Genomic DNA, 16,359 nt, shown 5'->3' with positions numbered 1-16,359 from the left:
CCCATTTTCAACGAATACACCTTTCCTGTGGTGACCACTGATGTGACCATTGACTGCGCAACCGATCTTGTGGAAATTGCAGGCTCAGCAAGCGGCGGGGTACCTCCCTATCTCTACGAATGGGCCCTACCCGACTCCACCACCATCGTTGCAACGGGGCCATCAACCATGGTGGAACCACCGCCGCCCGGACAATCAGAAACCTACATCCTCGTGGTAACCGATGGTTGTGGGCTCAGTCCGGAATACGCTTCGGTCACGGTCACAAACAATGTGCAACCCGGGCCATTTGTCAACACCTCACCCAATGACACCATCAACTGTGTGGGGCAAACGGTAAACCTCACCGCAACCGGAACAGACGGGCAGGGCGATCTTTCCTATCAATGGAATACCGGGCCTACTACTCCTCAAATTACTGTAGCTCCTGACGGCACCCAAACCATTACCTGGTACCTGGTAAGTGTTACCGATGAATGCGGCGTGGTGGCTACCGACTCCGTTGCCGTATATTTCATCCCGCTGGAAGCGCCAACAGCCCTGCCGGGCGATGAAGTAACCGTGCTGTGCGCCGGCGACGAAGTAGTTCTCACAGGTAATGCAGAAGGTGGGGCAGCTCCTTACCAGTACCAGTGGACAGGTTTTGACCCCGGTCAATCCATTACGGTAAATCCACTCGTTACAACCGAGTACTTTCTACAGGTAACCGATGATTGCGGAGGTACTTCAGAGTTCGCTTCTGTTACCGTAGTGGTGCCCGAATATGACCCCCTGGAGGTTAGCCTGCCCGAGCCAACATCGGTTTGTCCGGGTGATGCCCAAACCCTCAATGCCAGCGTGAGTGGTGGAGCAGGTGGTTTCATCTACGAATGGGACACCGGAGAAAACACCCCATCTATAACCGTATCTCCCAACCAAACAGAAATTTACACTGTAACTGTAACCGATATTTGTGATGTAACAACCACAGCTACCACCACAGTAACGGTACCCATACTGCTGCCCATTGAAGCCTCAGCAGCCTCTAAGCCGCTTTGTACGGGATTGTCTGTAACGCTTTCAGTAACTGAAGTAAGCGGCGGAGCCGGTGAAAACCCCCAGGATTACTCCTACGCTTGGGAAGGCCCCGCTACCTTTGGAAACATCAGTGCTGTGGGTACAGTTACCGCAAACGATGCCGAGGAAGGTGTTTTTGAAGTAACCATCACAGACGTGTGCGGAAACTCAACCGTGGTGGAAGTGCCCTCTTCGCTCAGCAGCGTGGATGAAATCCCCAATGTGATTACGCCCAACCGAGACGGAATTAACGATGTATGGGTAGTGCCCAACTCAACCGTATTCAGCACCGTTGTAACCATCTTAGACCGATGGGGAAAGGTAGTGTATGAAAGTGATAACTACCGCTGCGATGTAAACACCCGACAAGTATGCTGGGGTGCAGAGGACCAGCGCGGTGATGTGTACTACTACCTGCTCGATATTGACAACGGCCTTTGCAAGTTCCAAGGTACTATACATGTGCTCGATAACTGGTAGAGACCGACCCTTTAGCAATTTCAAAACCCTGCTTATTAGCAGGGTTTTGTGTTTTTATCCGTAATTCGCGTACCTTTATCCTCCAACCCATAGGCTACTGACTTGTATCTTCTAATCTGAGATAACAGCACCTCTAACCGAAAACGTCATACAATGAATCAATCGACACGTATTTCCTTAGCTTTCTTAGCCATCGTTTTTATTCCATTATTCACGCTGGCGCAGACACAAACCCAAAACAACCTCACGGTTGAAGAAATCGTGAATGAGTTTCTGCTGGGTGAGGGAATCGATGCCTTTAACGTAACCTATAATGGCTTTGACGGCGATATCATTGTGCCACGGGTTGGCACTTTCGAAAGCGAGGGTGCGGGCTTTCCGTTTGAAGAAGGAATGATGATGACTACGAAAAACGTTCAAATCGCAACATGCGGAGCCATCGCCGATGGAGACGGTTCGGGCTCGGACCCAGATCTCTCTCAATTGGTATCGGGCACCCTTTTTGATGTTACAGTTGTAGAATTTGACTTTATCCCCTCAGGAGATTCCGTTAAGTTTAACTTCATCTTCTCATCTCGAGAATATCACGGTTTTGTGTGTAGCAGCTTTAATGATGTTTTTGGGTTTTTTATCAGTGGGCCCGGAATCAGCGGCCCTTTTACCGGCGATGCAGCGAATATTGCCTTGGTACCCGGAACAACCACGCCTGTAGCTATCAACACAGTAAATAATGGCACTGGCGGTACAGGCGGGACTTGCAACCCTCCCGGTGGCGGTGGCCCTTGCCCATGCAACGCTGAATTCTTCGTAAACAACGGGGGAGGTAATGGAAACGGTATGGCCTCAGATATTTGCTTTGGAGGTTACACCACCCCAATTACTGCCCAGGCACTCGTTCAATGCGGCGAAGTTTATCACATGAAACTCGCGATTGCCAATGTGGGTGACGGTGCGCTGGACTCTGGCGTATTTCTCGAGAAAGGCAGTTTTGTTTCCAATCTGATTGTTGACCTCGATGTAAACCCCGTTGTTCCCGGCTTTGAACTCGGCGAAAACGACTTTATTGACGGTCTCGTTGCCGGATGCACCAACGCTGAGTTTTGCCTCTTCCGGCCTGACACCATGGGTGTGGACACTGCATTTTTTGAACTTAGCGGCTCTGCCTTGCCGGGTGTGCACTACATTGAGCCAGACCAGAACTTTGTGGTTTTCCCTCCCGGTGTAGATACCGTTTGCGTGGATATCATTACTCTTGCTACCGGGCTTGGATCTCAGGTTGACTCACTTGTCATTTCGGCGGTTACCGTTAATGTTTGCGGCGACACCGTAACTGCTACAGCTTCCATCCCCATTTTCAACGAATACACCTTTCCTGTGGTGACCACTGATGTGACCATTGACTGCGCAACCGATCTTGTGGAAATTGCAGGCTCAGCAAGCGGCGGGGTACCTCCCTATCTCTACGAATGGGCCCTACCCGACTCCACCACCATCGTTGCAACGGGGCCATCAACCATGGTGGAACCACCGCCGCCCGGACAATCAGAAACCTACATCCTCGTGGTAACCGATGGTTGTGGGCTCAGTCCGGAATACGCTTCGGTCACGGTCACAAACAATGTGCAACCCGGGCCATTTGTCAACACCTCACCCAATGACACCATCAACTGTGTGGGGCAAACGGTAAACCTCACCGCAACCGGAACAGACGGGCAGGGCGATCTTTCCTATCAATGGAATACCGGGCCTACTACTCCTCAAATTACTGTAGCTCCTGACGGCACCCAAACCATTACCTGGTACCTGGTAAGTGTTACCGATGAATGCGGCGTGGTGGCTACCGACTCCGTTGCCGTATATTTCATCCCGCTGGAAGCGCCAACAGCCCTGCCGGGCGATGAAGTAACCGTGCTGTGCGCCGGCGACGAAGTAGTTCTCACAGGTAATGCAGAAGGTGGGGCAGCTCCTTACCAGTACCAGTGGACAGGTTTTGACCCCGGTCAATCCATTACGGTAAATCCACTCGTTACAACCGAGTACTTTCTACAGGTAACCGATGATTGCGGAGGTACTTCAGAGTTCGCTTCTGTTACCGTAGTGGTGCCCGAATATGACCCCCTGGAGGTTAGCCTGCCCGAGCCAACATCGGTTTGTCCGGGTGATGCCCAAACCCTCAATGCCAGCGTGAGTGGTGGAGCAGGTGGTTTCATCTACGAATGGGACACCGGAGAAAACACCCCATCTATAACCGTATCTCCCAACCAAACAGAAATTTACACTGTAACTGTAACCGATATTTGTGATGTAACAACCACAGCTACCACCACAGTAACGGTACCCATACTGCTGCCCATTGAAGCCTCAGCAGCCTCTAAGCCGCTTTGTACGGGATTGTCTGTAACGCTTTCAGTAACTGAAGTAAGCGGCGGAGCCGGTGAAAACCCCCAGGATTACTCCTACGCTTGGGAAGGCCCCGCTACCTTTGGAAACATCAGTGCTGTGGGTACAGTTACCGCAAACGATGCCGAGGAAGGTGTTTTTGAAGTAACCATCACAGACGTGTGCGGAAACTCAACCGTGGTGGAAGTGCCCTCTTCGCTCAGCAGCGTGGATGAAATCCCCAATGTGATTACGCCCAACCGAGACGGAATTAACGATGTATGGGTAGTGCCCAACTCAACCGTATTCAGCACCGTTGTAACCATCTTAGACCGATGGGGAAAGGTAGTGTATGAAAGTGATAACTACCGCTGCGATGTAAACACCCGACAAGTATGCTGGGGTGCAGAGGACCAGCGCGGTGATGTGTACTACTACCTGCTCGATATTGACAACGGCCTTTGCAAGTTCCAGGGTACTATACATGTGCTCGATAACTGGTAGAAGTCAAAACTACTCCTGAAAATATCCTTCGGCCCCGCCTCAAAGCGGGGTCGTTTTTTTTGGTTAGCCAACAGGCAACTCAAGTGAAAACTTAACCGATTGGCCGGAGACATTCACGTTTACTCCGCCGCCACTTAATATCGCAAGTTCTTTCACAAGGTACAACCCCACGCCCGTTCCTTTGGTGGTTCTGGTTTCCTCGTTGCCTGCTCTGAAAAACTTATCGAAGACATGTTTCTGATCCTCCACTGAAATGGAACCAGGGTTGGTTACTGAAAACTCAACGTTATGACCTACGTTGGCTGCTCGCACAATAATTTCAGATTCGGCAGGGGAGTATTTTACGGCATTCTCAAGCAGGTTTATTATCATGGTTTCCAATGCCAGAGAATCTGTCATCACCGCAATCCCCGACTCAATTTCTACTGAAAATTTATGTTTCCCCTCATCAATGGCCGTAAGAGTGGCAACACAATCCCGCACGAAGGGCTCAAGCAGTTGCCTTGACTTTTTCAGGTCTATATTTGAATGCTCCAAACGAGTGGCGAGAATTATTTTCTCTACCAAAGCCTCTAGTCGGTCGTTTCCCTTCAGGGCGCGATCCAGATACTCGGCTTCTTTGGCAGGCTCAAGTTTTCGCTTTTTCAAGGTTTGAAGATACAGCTTAGTGGCCGCTATGGGTGTTTTGAGCTCATGTGATACCGACAACAGAAAGTTGCGTTGCAACTGCGCAAGGCGAATATCTCGTTTCATGTAACGTGCTGTGAGCAATATCCCAATAATGAGTAAGCTCAAAAATATCATGCCTTCGCCAATCACCATCCAGTGTTTTCGTCGCAATTCTTCAGCAGGTGCCATATCTGCCTCCACACCCCAGGCCAGGAGAAGTTCCTGTTTCAAAGTGTAGTAATCCGCATTCAGCGTCCAAAGCAAATAGGCCCACCAAAGGAACTGAAGGAGAATATACCCCGCCAGTAATCCAAAAATCAAATTCACTTTAGCCCTTGAACCCATATTAACGCTTATTGGAGGTGAGAAAACCGCGGTAGTCGAAAAAACACCCAACCCACTGTGGTTGTTGACTTTTTGCATTCACAATACAGCTCAGACATGTAAACAATTGCGATATTTTGGTTTAAAACGCCATACGAGGGCAGCAACATTACCCTACTTTTACTTTCGCAAACCAGTCATCAGCTGTACAACAAAAGCGGTAATGATGAGCACCAGGAAGGTTTTCGTCATTATTCTTTTACCTCGCCCCAACTTTGTTGGAGCGGGGTTTTTTATTTTGCAGCATGAAGCGAGCCGACGATTTACTGCTAGCATTGCAAAGATACAGTAATCCCTCTCGGGCAGGGCAAATGGAGCAGTACATGAAAAACCGTTTCCCATTCATTGGGGTTGACGCCACAGAACGACGCGAAGCGCTCAAATCATTCAATCAATCCAATCCGTGGCATCCTGATATGAATGAACTGAGAGCTTTTGTGCTGTCATGCTGGGAACTGCCGTGGAGAGAAATGCACTACTGTGGGCAAGAAGAACTCTATCGCCATCGCAAACACTGGGGCGCAACTATACTTCCTCTTTTTGAACACCTCATCACAAATCAATCATGGTGGGACAGCGTTGACTATATCGCATCCAAAATACTGGGTCACCACTTTCAAAAGCACCCCGGGCAAATCAGACCCGCGGTTAGCAAATGGCTCAAAGGGCAAAATATGTGGTTGCTCCGCTGCTCCTTGCTATTTCAACTCAAGCACAAAACACAAACCGACGAAGCCCTGCTTGCCGAATTGGTTGAGAAACTGGCCAGCCATCACGATTTTTTCATCCGTAAAGCCATTGGCTGGGCACTTCGTGAATATGGCAAGACAAATCCCGAATTCGTGCTCAACATTGTAAGTCAGTTAGAAATGAGCGGCCTCAGTAAGCGCGAAGCCACCCGGCTACTGAACAAGTACTCTTGAGCTGTGGGCTTTTTTCGTTAGCTTCGCAGACCTTCACAAACTCAGAAAATAAGTCGGTGATACAAGGAAAAAAATTAACTGTAATAATGCCGGCGTACAATGCCGAGGCAACTCTTGAGCAGACCTACAAGGAGATTCCGTTTGATATTGTGGACGAGGTCATTCTCACCGATGACAAAAGCCAGGACAACACGGTATCACTGGCCAAAAAGCTCGGAATTGACCATGTAATTGAGCATGAAATAAACCGGGGATATGGGGGCAATCAGAAGTCGTGCTACATGAAGGCTCTTGAAACGGGCGCTGATATTATAGTCATGCTTCATCCCGACTATCAATACACACCCCGCCTGATCCACTCCATGGCCTATTTGATTTCCAACGATGTTTTTCAGGTAGTTACCGCCTCAAGAATTCTGGGAAAAGGGGCACTGAAAGGAGGCATGCCCTTGTACAAATACATTGCGAACCGCTTTCTCACGCTCACTCAAAACATTTTGATGAACAAGAAGCTTTCGGAATACCATACAGGCTACCGGGCCTTCTCGCGAAATGCACTGAAAAGTGTTGATTTTATGGAGATGTCGGAAGATTTTGTCTTCGATAATCAAATGCTTGGAGCGCTGTTGCATGCGGGTTACGACGTGGGCGAAATTACCTGCCCTACCCGGTATTTTGAGGAAGCCTCGTCCATCAATTTCTCGCGAAGTGTGCGATATGGCATCGGGGTACTTGGAGTCAGTTTTCGTTACTTCTTTAAACGGCTGTTGCGCAAATGAGCACTCAAAAACTTGCGCGCACGCTTGTCGACAACCGATGGTTTGTGATACCCTATCTGCTTTACCTTGCAATGGGTGCCGCAGCCATGCAATTTTGGAGAAAAGAGGAGTTGTTTCTCTTTTTCAACAGTAACCGAGCCAATTGGGCCGATGGCTTCTTCGCTTTATATACGCATGTAGGCGATGGGCTGTTCTTTCTTGTGGTAATCACCCTGCTTACATTAATACAGTTAGGACGTGGAGCGCTGGGAGCGGCAACTTTTGCTGCTTCGGGGCTTACAGTTCTGTTTTTAAAGTTTCTGATATTTCCGGATGCGCTTCGGCCCCTTGGCTTTTTTGGCAGCAGCGAGTTTGTAGAAACTGCGCAGCATATAGAACTGGCCGTATTCAATAGTTTTCCATCGGGCCATGCAAGTACTGCCTTTGCCATGTTTCTTATGCTCGCCATGATGAGCCGAAAAAACTACCTGGGCTTTCTGTTTTTTCTGGCTGCCTTGCTTGTTAACTACTCGAGGGTGTATCTGGGCCAGCACTTCTTTGAAGATGTGTATTTTGGTTCGATCATTGGCGCTACGGCTGCCGTCGTAATCAGGTTAACCTGCGGGCATTGGATGGAGCAGACATGGGCCCAAAAATCACTGCTTCGGAAAGGCTGATTACAGTAGCTCTCAAAGCAATTTTTTAGGCTTCCCCGCTATAAACTCTTTCAGGTAATGAGGCTCACTGTAGGCAAGGCTCTCGGTTTGAGCCAATGTCAACTTTCTCAACGCCAAAGGTCCCATATTTTTTGCGTCGGGAATTGCCTCTGCGACAAAAACAGCGTTGGGGTGTGTACACTGGTCCCTGAACTTATCTGAGCCATCACCTGCAAACACCGTAGTACCGAGGTTCAGGAATCTTTCAAACGGGTGTTCGTCAAGAATCACGGGCTGTTCTTCGAGCACACAATCACCTTGCATATCGTAAACCGCAGCATAAACCTCATTGCGCCGGGCATCAATCATGGGCACAACAAAAGCGGGCCCCGATTCAGTAACATGCGGATGTGATTGAACAAGCTCCAAGGTAGAAACTCCGATTAACGGCAGGTTCAGTGCATAGCAAAGGCCTTTGGCAGCCGCCATTCCGATGCGTAGGCCTGTGTACGAGCCCGGCCCCATGCTCACCGCCACCGCAACCAGCTCTTCAGCCTGCACATTGGCCTCCCGCATCACCTCATCAATCATCAGGTGCAAATTTTCCGCATGACTATAGCCTTTGCTTTGAATGCACCGCGAAGCGCGCGAAGACCCGTTCTCAGTCAATGCCACAGAGCACACATGGGTGGCCGTGTCAATACATAGAATCAGCGCCATTATCTGCGAATTTTAAAAACTTCTGCTTCCGTTGACTCCTCAACCTCATCACCATTGATAAGTTTTCGGCTTACTACCTCGTACGGACCCCGAATCACCACATCGCCTTCTTTCAGGCCGCTTTTGATCTCAATAAACCTACTGTCCTGAATGCCTGTTTCAACGGGTGCAAGCCGCGCCACCCCATTGTCGTAGCGAAACACACAAACCACATCTTTGCGGTCTTTGTTCTCGGAGGTGGTTGCAGCGCTGTGAGTGAACCGGTCTTTACCGCGGGCGCTGGCGGTATCGCTGCGGGTAGTGACCGCTTCAACCGGAATGGTGAGCAAATCGGTGCCGGTTTGCGTGAGGATTTCCACGGTGGCAGACATACCGGGGCGGAATGGCCAGGGAGATCGCTCTGTAACGAGGTCTTCATAGGATTGCTTGAGCACGCTGATTTTAACTGAAAAATTGGTGACCTGATCGGTCGATAAACCTCCTACATTTTTGGCTGCATTGGCGATTTCGGTAACCACACCTTTAAATTTCCGATCGAGGTAAGCATCCACTTCCAGCAATGCAGTGTCGCCCATTGAAATCCGGATGATGTCGCTTTCATTCACATCCACATCCACTTCCATAGAGCTCATGTCTGAAATACGCATAATCTCGGTGGGCTGCATTTGCTGGGTTCCGAGTACACTTTCGCCTTTCTCGCGCGCCAGAGCAGATACAATGCCATCGCGCGGCGCATAAAGAGATGTCCGTTTAAGATTATCCGCCGCTTCATTTCGTGTTGCCTGAGCGCTGGCCACATTGAATCGCGCTGCTTCTACCGATTGTTCAGAGGCATCCACATCGGCCTTGGCCACTTCATAGTTAGCTTCAAACTGTTCAAACTCCGCATCGCTAATCGCTCCTTGCTTCAGCAGGGCTTCGTTTCGGTTGTAGGCACGCTCTGCCTGGATAAGCTGGGCTTTTGCCTGCGTAAGTCTTGCCTTGCTGGTAGATAAATTGGCGCGGGCGTTATTCAAAGCAGCCTCTGCCCGGTTCAGCGCAGATTCAAAAATATCGGGGTTGATTAACAGCAGCAAATCACCCTGTGAAACGCGGTCGCCCTCGCGAACAAAAAGATCAATAATCTGACCGGCCACGTCGGAGTTGATAACCACGTCTTTTTCGGGCTGAATTTTTCCGTTTGCCGAAACCGTTTCGGTAATATCGCGCAATTGAGCCTTTGCGGTTAGCACCTTGTGGGCACCCGAAGATGATTTTTTCCTCACAACACCAATCACTACGAGTACTATTACTAGAACAGCAAGCAGGATGTAATTGCGTTTCTTATTCCTGAACATGGTGTAGATGGTTTAGTCGAGCGAAATGGGCTTACCTTGATAAAAATCAAGGATTTTGGTTCGGAACAGGTAGTTGAACTTTGCCTGAGCCAGGTTAGACTCGGCGTTGGTTAGGCGTGTTTTAATGTCGAAATACTCCACCGCATTGATGGCCTTTTGCTGAAAGCGTGCCTCGGCATAGTTGAAATTTTCACCCAGGGCTTCAACCGCTTTGCTGGAGGCCAAAAACTGTTTGTGGGCCGCAGAGGCATCCGCGTGTGCCCTTCGGATATCCTGGTACAATTCATTTCTACGCTCCTCAAGTGCCAACTGCGCGCTTTCGAGGTCAATACGCGCCTGCTGTACACCGGTGCGAACCTGCCAGCCATTAAAAATGGGGATGGTGAGATTCAAAGCCAGATTGCGGTTGAAATTGTCCCTGAACTGATCCTGAAAAGGCCTGGGGCCATCATCCATCAAAATAGGCTGCTGAACGAAGACTTGTTGCCCGGTACCCTCCACAAATCCAAAGGGTATATCGGCAACGCCCACCTGGTTTCGAATCACATTCAATTCCGAGTAACCTGTTCCGATTTGCGCTCCCAAAGCCAATGTGGGGCTATGCCGGCCCCGGGCTGCCGCCAGTCCCGATTGAGCGCTTGCAATTCTGTACTCGGCCGCCTGAACTTCGGGCATCAGGGAGAGGGCTGCATTAAACACCTCATCGGACGAAATAACCAGTGGAGTTGGCCTGAGGTTATCAACCGCGGGTGCAGCCACATCAAAGTCATCCACCCGGATGTCTTCAATTTGGAGAATTTGCACAAGTGAAACTTTGGCTATGGTCAGATCATTCTGAGCGTTTACTACATTCAGTTCCTCGGAGGCCATTTGCGATTCAAGATCGAGCAGCGAGACTCTTGGCAACTGACCTGCATCCACCAATGATTTTGTTCGATCAACCTGTTGTCGGGTAATTTCGAGCTGGTTGTCTGCAATGAACAAGAGCTCCCGAGCAAACAGCACATTGAGGTAGGCCATGGTAACATTAAGACGCAGGCTGTTCTGCACTCCATCTACATCCTTAATGCTCGCCAACCACGCATACCTACTCTGCTTAAGGGTGTTGACCTTGGTTAAACCCGAAAACAATGTGAGCGACGTGCTCCCAAACAAATTGGCCGATGCTACGCTATTGGTAGCAAATTGGTTGGTAAAAGGGTCAATCCGCTGACCATAGTTCACCCCATAGCTCGCGCCAGTGTTTACAGAAGGAAGAAAATCAGCTATTGCCCGCTCTTTGTTCACCATAGATCGCTCGACATTGAGCTCGGTTTGTTTGAGTTGGAGGTTGTTTTTGAGTGCAAATTCAAGGCATTCCTCCAGTGAAAGCACATACTGCGCAGATAGCGGAGCTATAGCCAATGTACTACTGAAAATCAGTACGAAAAGATGCTTCATAGAAAACAGTCGGTTTCGGAAGGATAAAGGTAGAACTGCGCTTTTACTCCACCGCTCGTTTTTTACAAACGGTGTAAGCACACCATCAATGGTTTTTTAGTTGCGCAGAATTTTAATCTCCACCCTGCGATTGGCCTCCATCTGCCCCTGATTGACCGGATCAGGAAAAAGCATTTCGGAGTTGCCGTAGCCCTTTACCTTCATGCGCGAAGACTCAATGCCGTGCTCTACAAGAAATTGCTCAACCGCCTCTGCCCTAATTGTGCTTAGCTCCTTGTATTCTTTCTTGTTCTTCTTGGAGAGGCCATTTACATGCCCGCCGATTTCCACTTGGATATCGGGGTTTTCGAGCATGAACTTTTTTAGTTTTGCGAGGGCTGTCTGACTCTTCTCAAGGAATTCAGCCTTGTCTTCAATAAACTTGATGTCCTCGAGCGTAATGCGCTCACCTTGCTTGATTTTCTTTAGGTCTATAGTCACGAAATACTCATCGTCGCGTGCAGGCATAAAGGCCTTTGTTGCGAGCATATAGCCCTTGGCCAACGCCGAAACGTAGTACGCGCGGTAACTGGCAAGTTCCAATTGATGGTCGCTTACTCCCTCTAATTCTACATTCTTGCCGTCAGCGCTTCCCTCTATGGTTACGAAGGCCTCAACTGGTCTTCCTGTTTCCTTGTCGCGGATCTCAATGTTCAGCCTGGTGGTGCGCACCTCATAGGTTTTTTCCTCGGGCTCGTCTCGCTTGCGTGGGTCAGCTTTGTCAACCTTGTGAAAGTGCAGATACACAAAGTGACCGCGGTTTTCGCGAAAAGGGTTGTCAACCAACAAGTAGTATTGCTGGCCTTTTTTCACCGATAATGCGCGGCTGTATGGATCGCCGGGACCGGATGGAACGTACTCATTTACTGCTCTCTTACTCAAGCCAGTGTAGCCGTCAACTTCCACATTTTTACGCGAAATATTGGATCGCACAGGAATGGCTGTGCCATCTATTACCGTTTGACAAAAGTTAGGGCCATCATAATAGAAGATCATGAAGTCAAAATCGTCTTCAGGAAAGATGGGCACAATATCCATTTCTAACACAGCATCATACGGCGCCGTAAATTTGTACCAAACGGAGTTGTGTTCCTGCTCAATAAACATAGGGTCACCGAGCTTATAGCCCTGTATTTCCAGTTTGTTTCCCCAGCCCTGGGGTGAAAAAACGGGCCCGATACTGTCGCGAATCGTTACCGCTCCGATGCAGTCTGCATTGATTTTGGCCAGCTGCACTGGTTCCTGCGCCCACACAGAGGGCAGGTTCACGGCGAAAAACAATAGGATAAGAATCTTGATTTTCAAGGTGTAAGATCTGTTAGTTGTGCGCAGCCGACCGGTTAGTATTGAAGGCTTGAAGATAACCATTTCTCCATTTCTGCGAAGGGAATGCTTTTTCTGTTTGCGAGGTCGGCAACCTGATCTTTACACAACTTACCCACCCCAAAATACCTTGATTCTGGGTGGGCAAAATACATGCCACATACAGAGGCCGTAGGAACCATTGCCAAATTTTCAGTCAGCGTGATACCAGTTTCTTCGCTTGCGTTGAGCAATGAAAACAGCAGGGGCTTTTCGGTGTGATCCGGACATGCCGGATAACCGGGCGCAGGTCGGATTCCGCGGTATTCTTCGCGAATTATCGCGTCGTTATCCAATTGTTCATCCGAGGCATAGGCCCATATTTCACGGCGCAACAAAAGGTGAAGATACTCCGCAAATGCCTCTACCAGGCGGTCGGCAAGGGCTTTGAGCAAAATGACCCGATACTGATCGTGATCCCGCTCAAACTCGGCTACTTTTTCATCGAGGCCTATGCCGGCGGTTACTGCAAACCCGCCTGCGTAATCGCGAAATCCGCTACTGGCAGGCGCCACAAAGTCGCACAAAGCCAAGTTGGGAACTCCATCTGCCCGTTGTAGTTGTTGGCGAAGACAGTTTACCCGGGCCAGTTCTTCTTCACGTTGGTCGTCGGTATAGAGCACAATCTGATCCTCGTTGTTGGAGTGTGCGGGCCAAATGGCCAACACGCCATGAGCCCGAATCCAGTTTTCGCGCTCAATGAGGTTGAGCATTTGACGGGCGTCGCTGTACAATCGGCTTGCCTCGGTTCCGTATGTTTCGTGTGTTAGAATTCCCGGAAACCTGGCGCGCATTTCCCAAGCGTGGAAAAAGGGTGTCCAGTCAATATACTCGCTGAGTGTTTGGATACTCATGTTCCTGAAACTCTTTCTCCCTATAAAGCCTGGCTTCGCAGGAGGCTGTTCATTCCAATTGATTTTCAATTTATTACTTCGGGCTTCTTGCAAGGACAAATAAGTCTTTTGGGCCGTTTTCTTCGCGTAGGTTTGGCGCACAGCATCATAGTCGCGTCGCACATTTTCAACGAACTGGTCGTGGCGCGGGCCCAGAAGCTGCTCCACTACCGTCACCGCCTTGCTGGCGTCCTGCACGTGAACGGTGGTTCCGGGATTATAATGTTCCTGAATCTTCACGGCCGTGTGCACCCGTGAGGTAGTGGCTCCTCCAATCAGCAAGGGAAGGTTTAATCCGGCTTCTCGCATCTGCCTGGCCGTAAATATCATTTCATCCAGCGAGGGAGTAATCAAACCGCTCAGCCCTACAACATCTACCTCGTGTTCTTTGGCAGCCGCTACAATCTTATCGGCCGGCACCATCACTCCCAGATCAATCACTTCATAATTGTTGCAACCGAGCACCACGCCCACGATGTTCTTACCGATGTCGTGCACATCTCCCTTTACCGTGGCCATCAGCACTTTGCCCGCAGCCTGACGCTGACCATCACCGCTTTCGGCCTCCAAAAAAGGCGTGAGGTACTCAACAGCCTTTTTCATAACGCGGGCGCTTTTTACCACTTGCGGCAGGAACATTTTCCCCGAGCCAAAAAGGTCGCCCACCACGTTCATTCCGTCCATCAACGGGCCTTCAATCACCTTGAGCGGACTGTTTAAAGTTAGCCGGGCCTCTTCGGTATCGCTCTCAATAAAATCGGCCTGCCCGTGCACCAGGGCGTGTTGCAATCGCTCTTCTACCGGCAGGCGTCTCCACTCCTGTTCCGTTTCGGCTTTCTTCTCCTTTTGAGACACGTTTTCGGCCAGTGAGAGCAGGCGCTCGGTGGCGTCGGGCCTTCGGTTGAACAGTACATCCTCTACATGCTCCAGTAAATCGGCGGGAATCTCGCTGTACACCTGAAGCATGCCCGGATTTACAATACCCATATCCATCCCTGCCCTAATGGCGTGGTAGAGAAAAGCCGCGTGCATGGCTTCGCGCACCGCATCATTGCCCCGAAAAGAAAAGGAAATATTACTCACCCCGCCGCTCACCAGGGCACCGGGCAGGTTTTGCTTGATCCAACGCGTGGCCTCTATAAAATCAATGGCGTAGTTGGCGTGCTCCTCCATACCCGTTCCAACAGGAAAAATGTTGGGGTCGAAAATGATATCGCTTGCACGGAAGTTCACTTCTTGGGTAAGGATGCGGTAGGCCCTCTGGCAAATGTCAATACGCCGCTGCAGGGTATCTGCCTGCCCTTGCTCGTCGAATGCCATCACAACGGTTGCCGCACCGTAGCGCTTAATAAGCGAAGCCTGACGGATAAACTCCGCCTCGCCTTCCTTGAGACTGATAGAATTCACCACTGCTTTACCTTGCACGCATTTCAGTCCGGCCTCGATGATTTCCCAGTTGGAAGAATCAATCATGATAGGAATGCGGCTGATTTCGGGCTCCGAAGCAATGAGGTTGAGAAAGGTAACCATGGCTGCCTTGCCGTCAATCATTCCTTCGTCCATGTTCACGTCAAGAATCTGCGCGCCACCGCGCACCTGATCAAGCGCCACATCCAGGGCTTCTTCAAACTTCTCTTGCTTTATGAGCTTCAAGAATTTACGGGAGCCGGTAACGTTCGTTCGTTCGCCAACGTTCACAAAATTGCTGTCGTTTCGCACCAACAGTGGCTCGAGTCCGCTGAGTACCAGCTTTACCTCACTTTGCATGTTCAGCCAATTTGCGTGGTTGGTAACGGGATACAAGATCGGCCAGTTCGCGAATGTGAGCGGGCGTGGTTCCGCAGCAGCCTCCCACGATATTGAGCAAGCCTTCCTTGAGGAATGGCTCCAATAAGCTGGCCATGGCAGCGGGTGATTGGTCATACCCCCCCATCTCATTGGGAAGCCCAGCATTGGGATGCGCACTTACAGGGAGATGGGTGAACCGCGACAGCTCCTGTACGTGCGGGCGCAACTGATCTGCACCCAGGGCACAGTTGAAGCCAATACTCAGCAATGGAAAATGCGAAACCGATATGGCAAAAGAGGTAGGGGTTTGACCGGAGAGGGTGCGCCCGCTGGCATCGGTGATGGTGCCCGAAATCATGACAGGAATTTCTTCGCTGCGCTCCTCAAACACACCCGAAATGGCAAAAAGCGCCGCCTTGGCGTTTAGGGTATCAAACACGGTTTCAACCATCAGCAAATGGCAGCCCCCATCCATCAGCGCTCTACATTGCTCAGCATAGGCTTCAACCAAGGTATCGAAGTCCACATTTCGGAAAGCCGGGCGGTTTACGTCCGGAGATAGAGAGGCCGTACGGTTGGTGGGCCCGATTGAGCCTGCCACAAACCTTGGTTGCGAGGGATATTTTTCGGTAAACTCGTCGGCTACCATGCGCGCAATGTGTGCCGACTCAAAATTGATGCGATACACCAGCTCCTCCATTTGATAATCTGCCTGCGAGATGGAAGTACTATTGAATGTATTGGTCTCGAGGATGTCGGCACCTGCATCGAGGTATGCACGATGAATGTCAGCAATGATACCGGGCTGTGTAACACTAAGCAAATCGTTGTTGCCTTTCACCAAACAAGGCCAGTGGGCAAATTCAGCCCCGCGGTAATCTTCTTCCTCCAGTTTGTGCTGCTGAATCATGGTTCCCATGGCGCCGTCGAGCACGAGGATGCGTTTTGAAAGTAGTTGACGTATGTTCATT

Annotated in this window: 10 protein-coding genes and 1 pseudogene; 5 read left to right on the top strand and 6 right to left on the bottom strand. The window is 50.1% G+C overall.

Annotated features, from left to right (window positions below; genetic code table 11):
• A partial coding sequence (locus EA392_05140) for a gliding motility-associated C-terminal domain-containing protein (GenBank protein ID TVR39953.1) occupies positions 1–1,536 on the top strand: 1,536 nt, incomplete at its 5' end.
• Between the two features lie 153 nt (positions 1,537–1,689).
• Positions 1,690–4,419, top strand: coding sequence for a gliding motility-associated C-terminal domain-containing protein (locus tag EA392_05135; GenBank protein TVR39952.1), 2,730 nt, complete (start codon positions 1,690–1,692; stop codon positions 4,417–4,419).
• 63 nt (positions 4,420–4,482) lie between these two features.
• Here the strand turns inward: EA392_05135 and EA392_05130 are convergent, their stop codons facing one another.
• Positions 4,483–5,511 carry a sensor histidine kinase gene (locus tag EA392_05130; protein TVR39951.1) on the bottom strand — a complete coding sequence of 343 codons (1,029 nt, stop codon included), beginning with the start codon at positions 5,509–5,511 and terminating at the stop codon, positions 4,483–4,485.
• Between the two features lie 206 nt (positions 5,512–5,717).
• Here EA392_05130 and EA392_05125 point away from each other — a divergent pair, with 206 nt between their 5' ends.
• From EA392_05125 to EA392_05115, 3 genes are read left to right on the top strand one after another with little or no spacing between them, the layout of a single operon-like run.
• Entirely contained in the window at positions 5,718–6,395 is a 678-nt protein-coding gene (locus tag EA392_05125) for a DNA alkylation repair protein (protein TVR39950.1), read from the top strand.
• Between the two features lie 56 nt (positions 6,396–6,451).
• On the top strand, positions 6,452–7,174 hold the full coding sequence (locus EA392_05120; GenBank protein TVR39949.1) for a glycosyltransferase family 2 protein: 723 nt from the start codon (positions 6,452–6,454) through the stop codon (positions 7,172–7,174).
• On the top strand, positions 7,171–7,830 hold the full coding sequence (locus EA392_05115; GenBank protein ID TVR39948.1) for a phosphatase PAP2 family protein: 660 nt from the start codon (positions 7,171–7,173) through the stop codon (positions 7,828–7,830). The genes EA392_05120 and EA392_05115 overlap by 4 nt, the downstream gene beginning before the upstream one ends.
• Before the next feature lie 12 nt (positions 7,831–7,842).
• Here EA392_05115 and tsaB read toward each other — a convergent pair whose 3' ends face one another.
• The 5 genes and pseudogenes from tsaB to EA392_05090 all read right to left on the bottom strand — a co-directional run bounded on the left by tsaB (position 7,843) and on the right by EA392_05090 (position 16,358).
• Complete coding sequence (tsaB, locus tag EA392_05110) at positions 7,843–8,529, bottom strand: tRNA (adenosine(37)-N6)-threonylcarbamoyltransferase complex dimerization subunit type 1 TsaB (GenBank protein ID TVR39947.1); 687 nt, start codon at positions 8,527–8,529, stop codon at positions 7,843–7,845.
• Positions 8,529–9,866 carry an HlyD family efflux transporter periplasmic adaptor subunit gene (locus tag EA392_05105; protein TVR39946.1) on the bottom strand — a complete coding sequence of 446 codons (1,338 nt, stop codon included), beginning with the start codon at positions 9,864–9,866 and terminating at the stop codon, positions 8,529–8,531. The genes tsaB and EA392_05105 overlap by 1 nt, the downstream gene beginning before the upstream one ends.
• Before the next feature lie 12 nt (positions 9,867–9,878).
• The gene (locus EA392_05100; GenBank protein TVR39945.1) at positions 9,879–11,306 is read right to left on the bottom strand and encodes a TolC family protein; all 1,428 of its coding nucleotides are present in this window, start codon (positions 11,304–11,306) and stop codon (positions 9,879–9,881) included.
• A gap of 96 nt (positions 11,307–11,402) precedes the next feature.
• Positions 11,403–12,713, bottom strand: coding sequence for an OmpA family protein (locus EA392_05095; GenBank protein ID TVR39944.1), 1,311 nt, complete (start codon positions 12,711–12,713; stop codon positions 11,403–11,405).
• Positions 12,686–16,358, bottom strand: a pseudogene (locus EA392_05090) (methionine synthase). Before EA392_05090 ends, EA392_05095 begins: the two are co-directional and overlap by 28 nt.
• Position 16,359: the final 1 nt, after the last annotated feature.

The sequence above is a fragment of the Cryomorphaceae bacterium genome (assembly GCA_007695365.1).
Classification (GTDB): Bacteria; Bacteroidota; Bacteroidia; order Flavobacteriales_D; family SKUL01; genus SKUL01.
This window is presented reverse-complemented; position numbering and strand designations above follow the sequence as displayed.

What these genes read in the sequence shown, in the direction of transcription:
- tsaB (TVR39947.1), bottom strand. Translation starts at nt 8,529, where the DNA reads ATGGCGCTGATTCTATGTATTGACACGGCCACCCATGTGTGCTCTGTG.
- EA392_05095 (TVR39944.1), bottom strand. Translation starts at nt 12,713, where the DNA reads ATGGTTATCTTCAAGCCTTCAATACTAACCGGTCGGCTGCGCACAACT.
- EA392_05135 (TVR39952.1), top strand. Translation starts at nt 1,690, where the DNA reads ATGAATCAATCGACACGTATTTCCTTAGCTTTCTTAGCCATCGTTTTT.
- EA392_05115 (TVR39948.1), top strand. Translation starts at nt 7,171, where the DNA reads ATGAGCACTCAAAAACTTGCGCGCACGCTTGTCGACAACCGATGGTTT.
- EA392_05125 (TVR39950.1), top strand. Translation starts at nt 5,718, where the DNA reads ATGAAGCGAGCCGACGATTTACTGCTAGCATTGCAAAGATACAGTAAT.
- EA392_05105 (TVR39946.1), bottom strand. Translation starts at nt 9,866, where the DNA reads ATGTTCAGGAATAAGAAACGCAATTACATCCTGCTTGCTGTTCTAGTA.
- EA392_05130 (TVR39951.1), bottom strand. Translation starts at nt 5,511, where the DNA reads ATGCAAAAAGTCAACAACCACAGTGGGTTGGGTGTTTTTTCGACTACC.
- EA392_05100 (TVR39945.1), bottom strand. Translation starts at nt 11,306, where the DNA reads ATGAAGCATCTTTTCGTACTGATTTTCAGTAGTACATTGGCTATAGCT.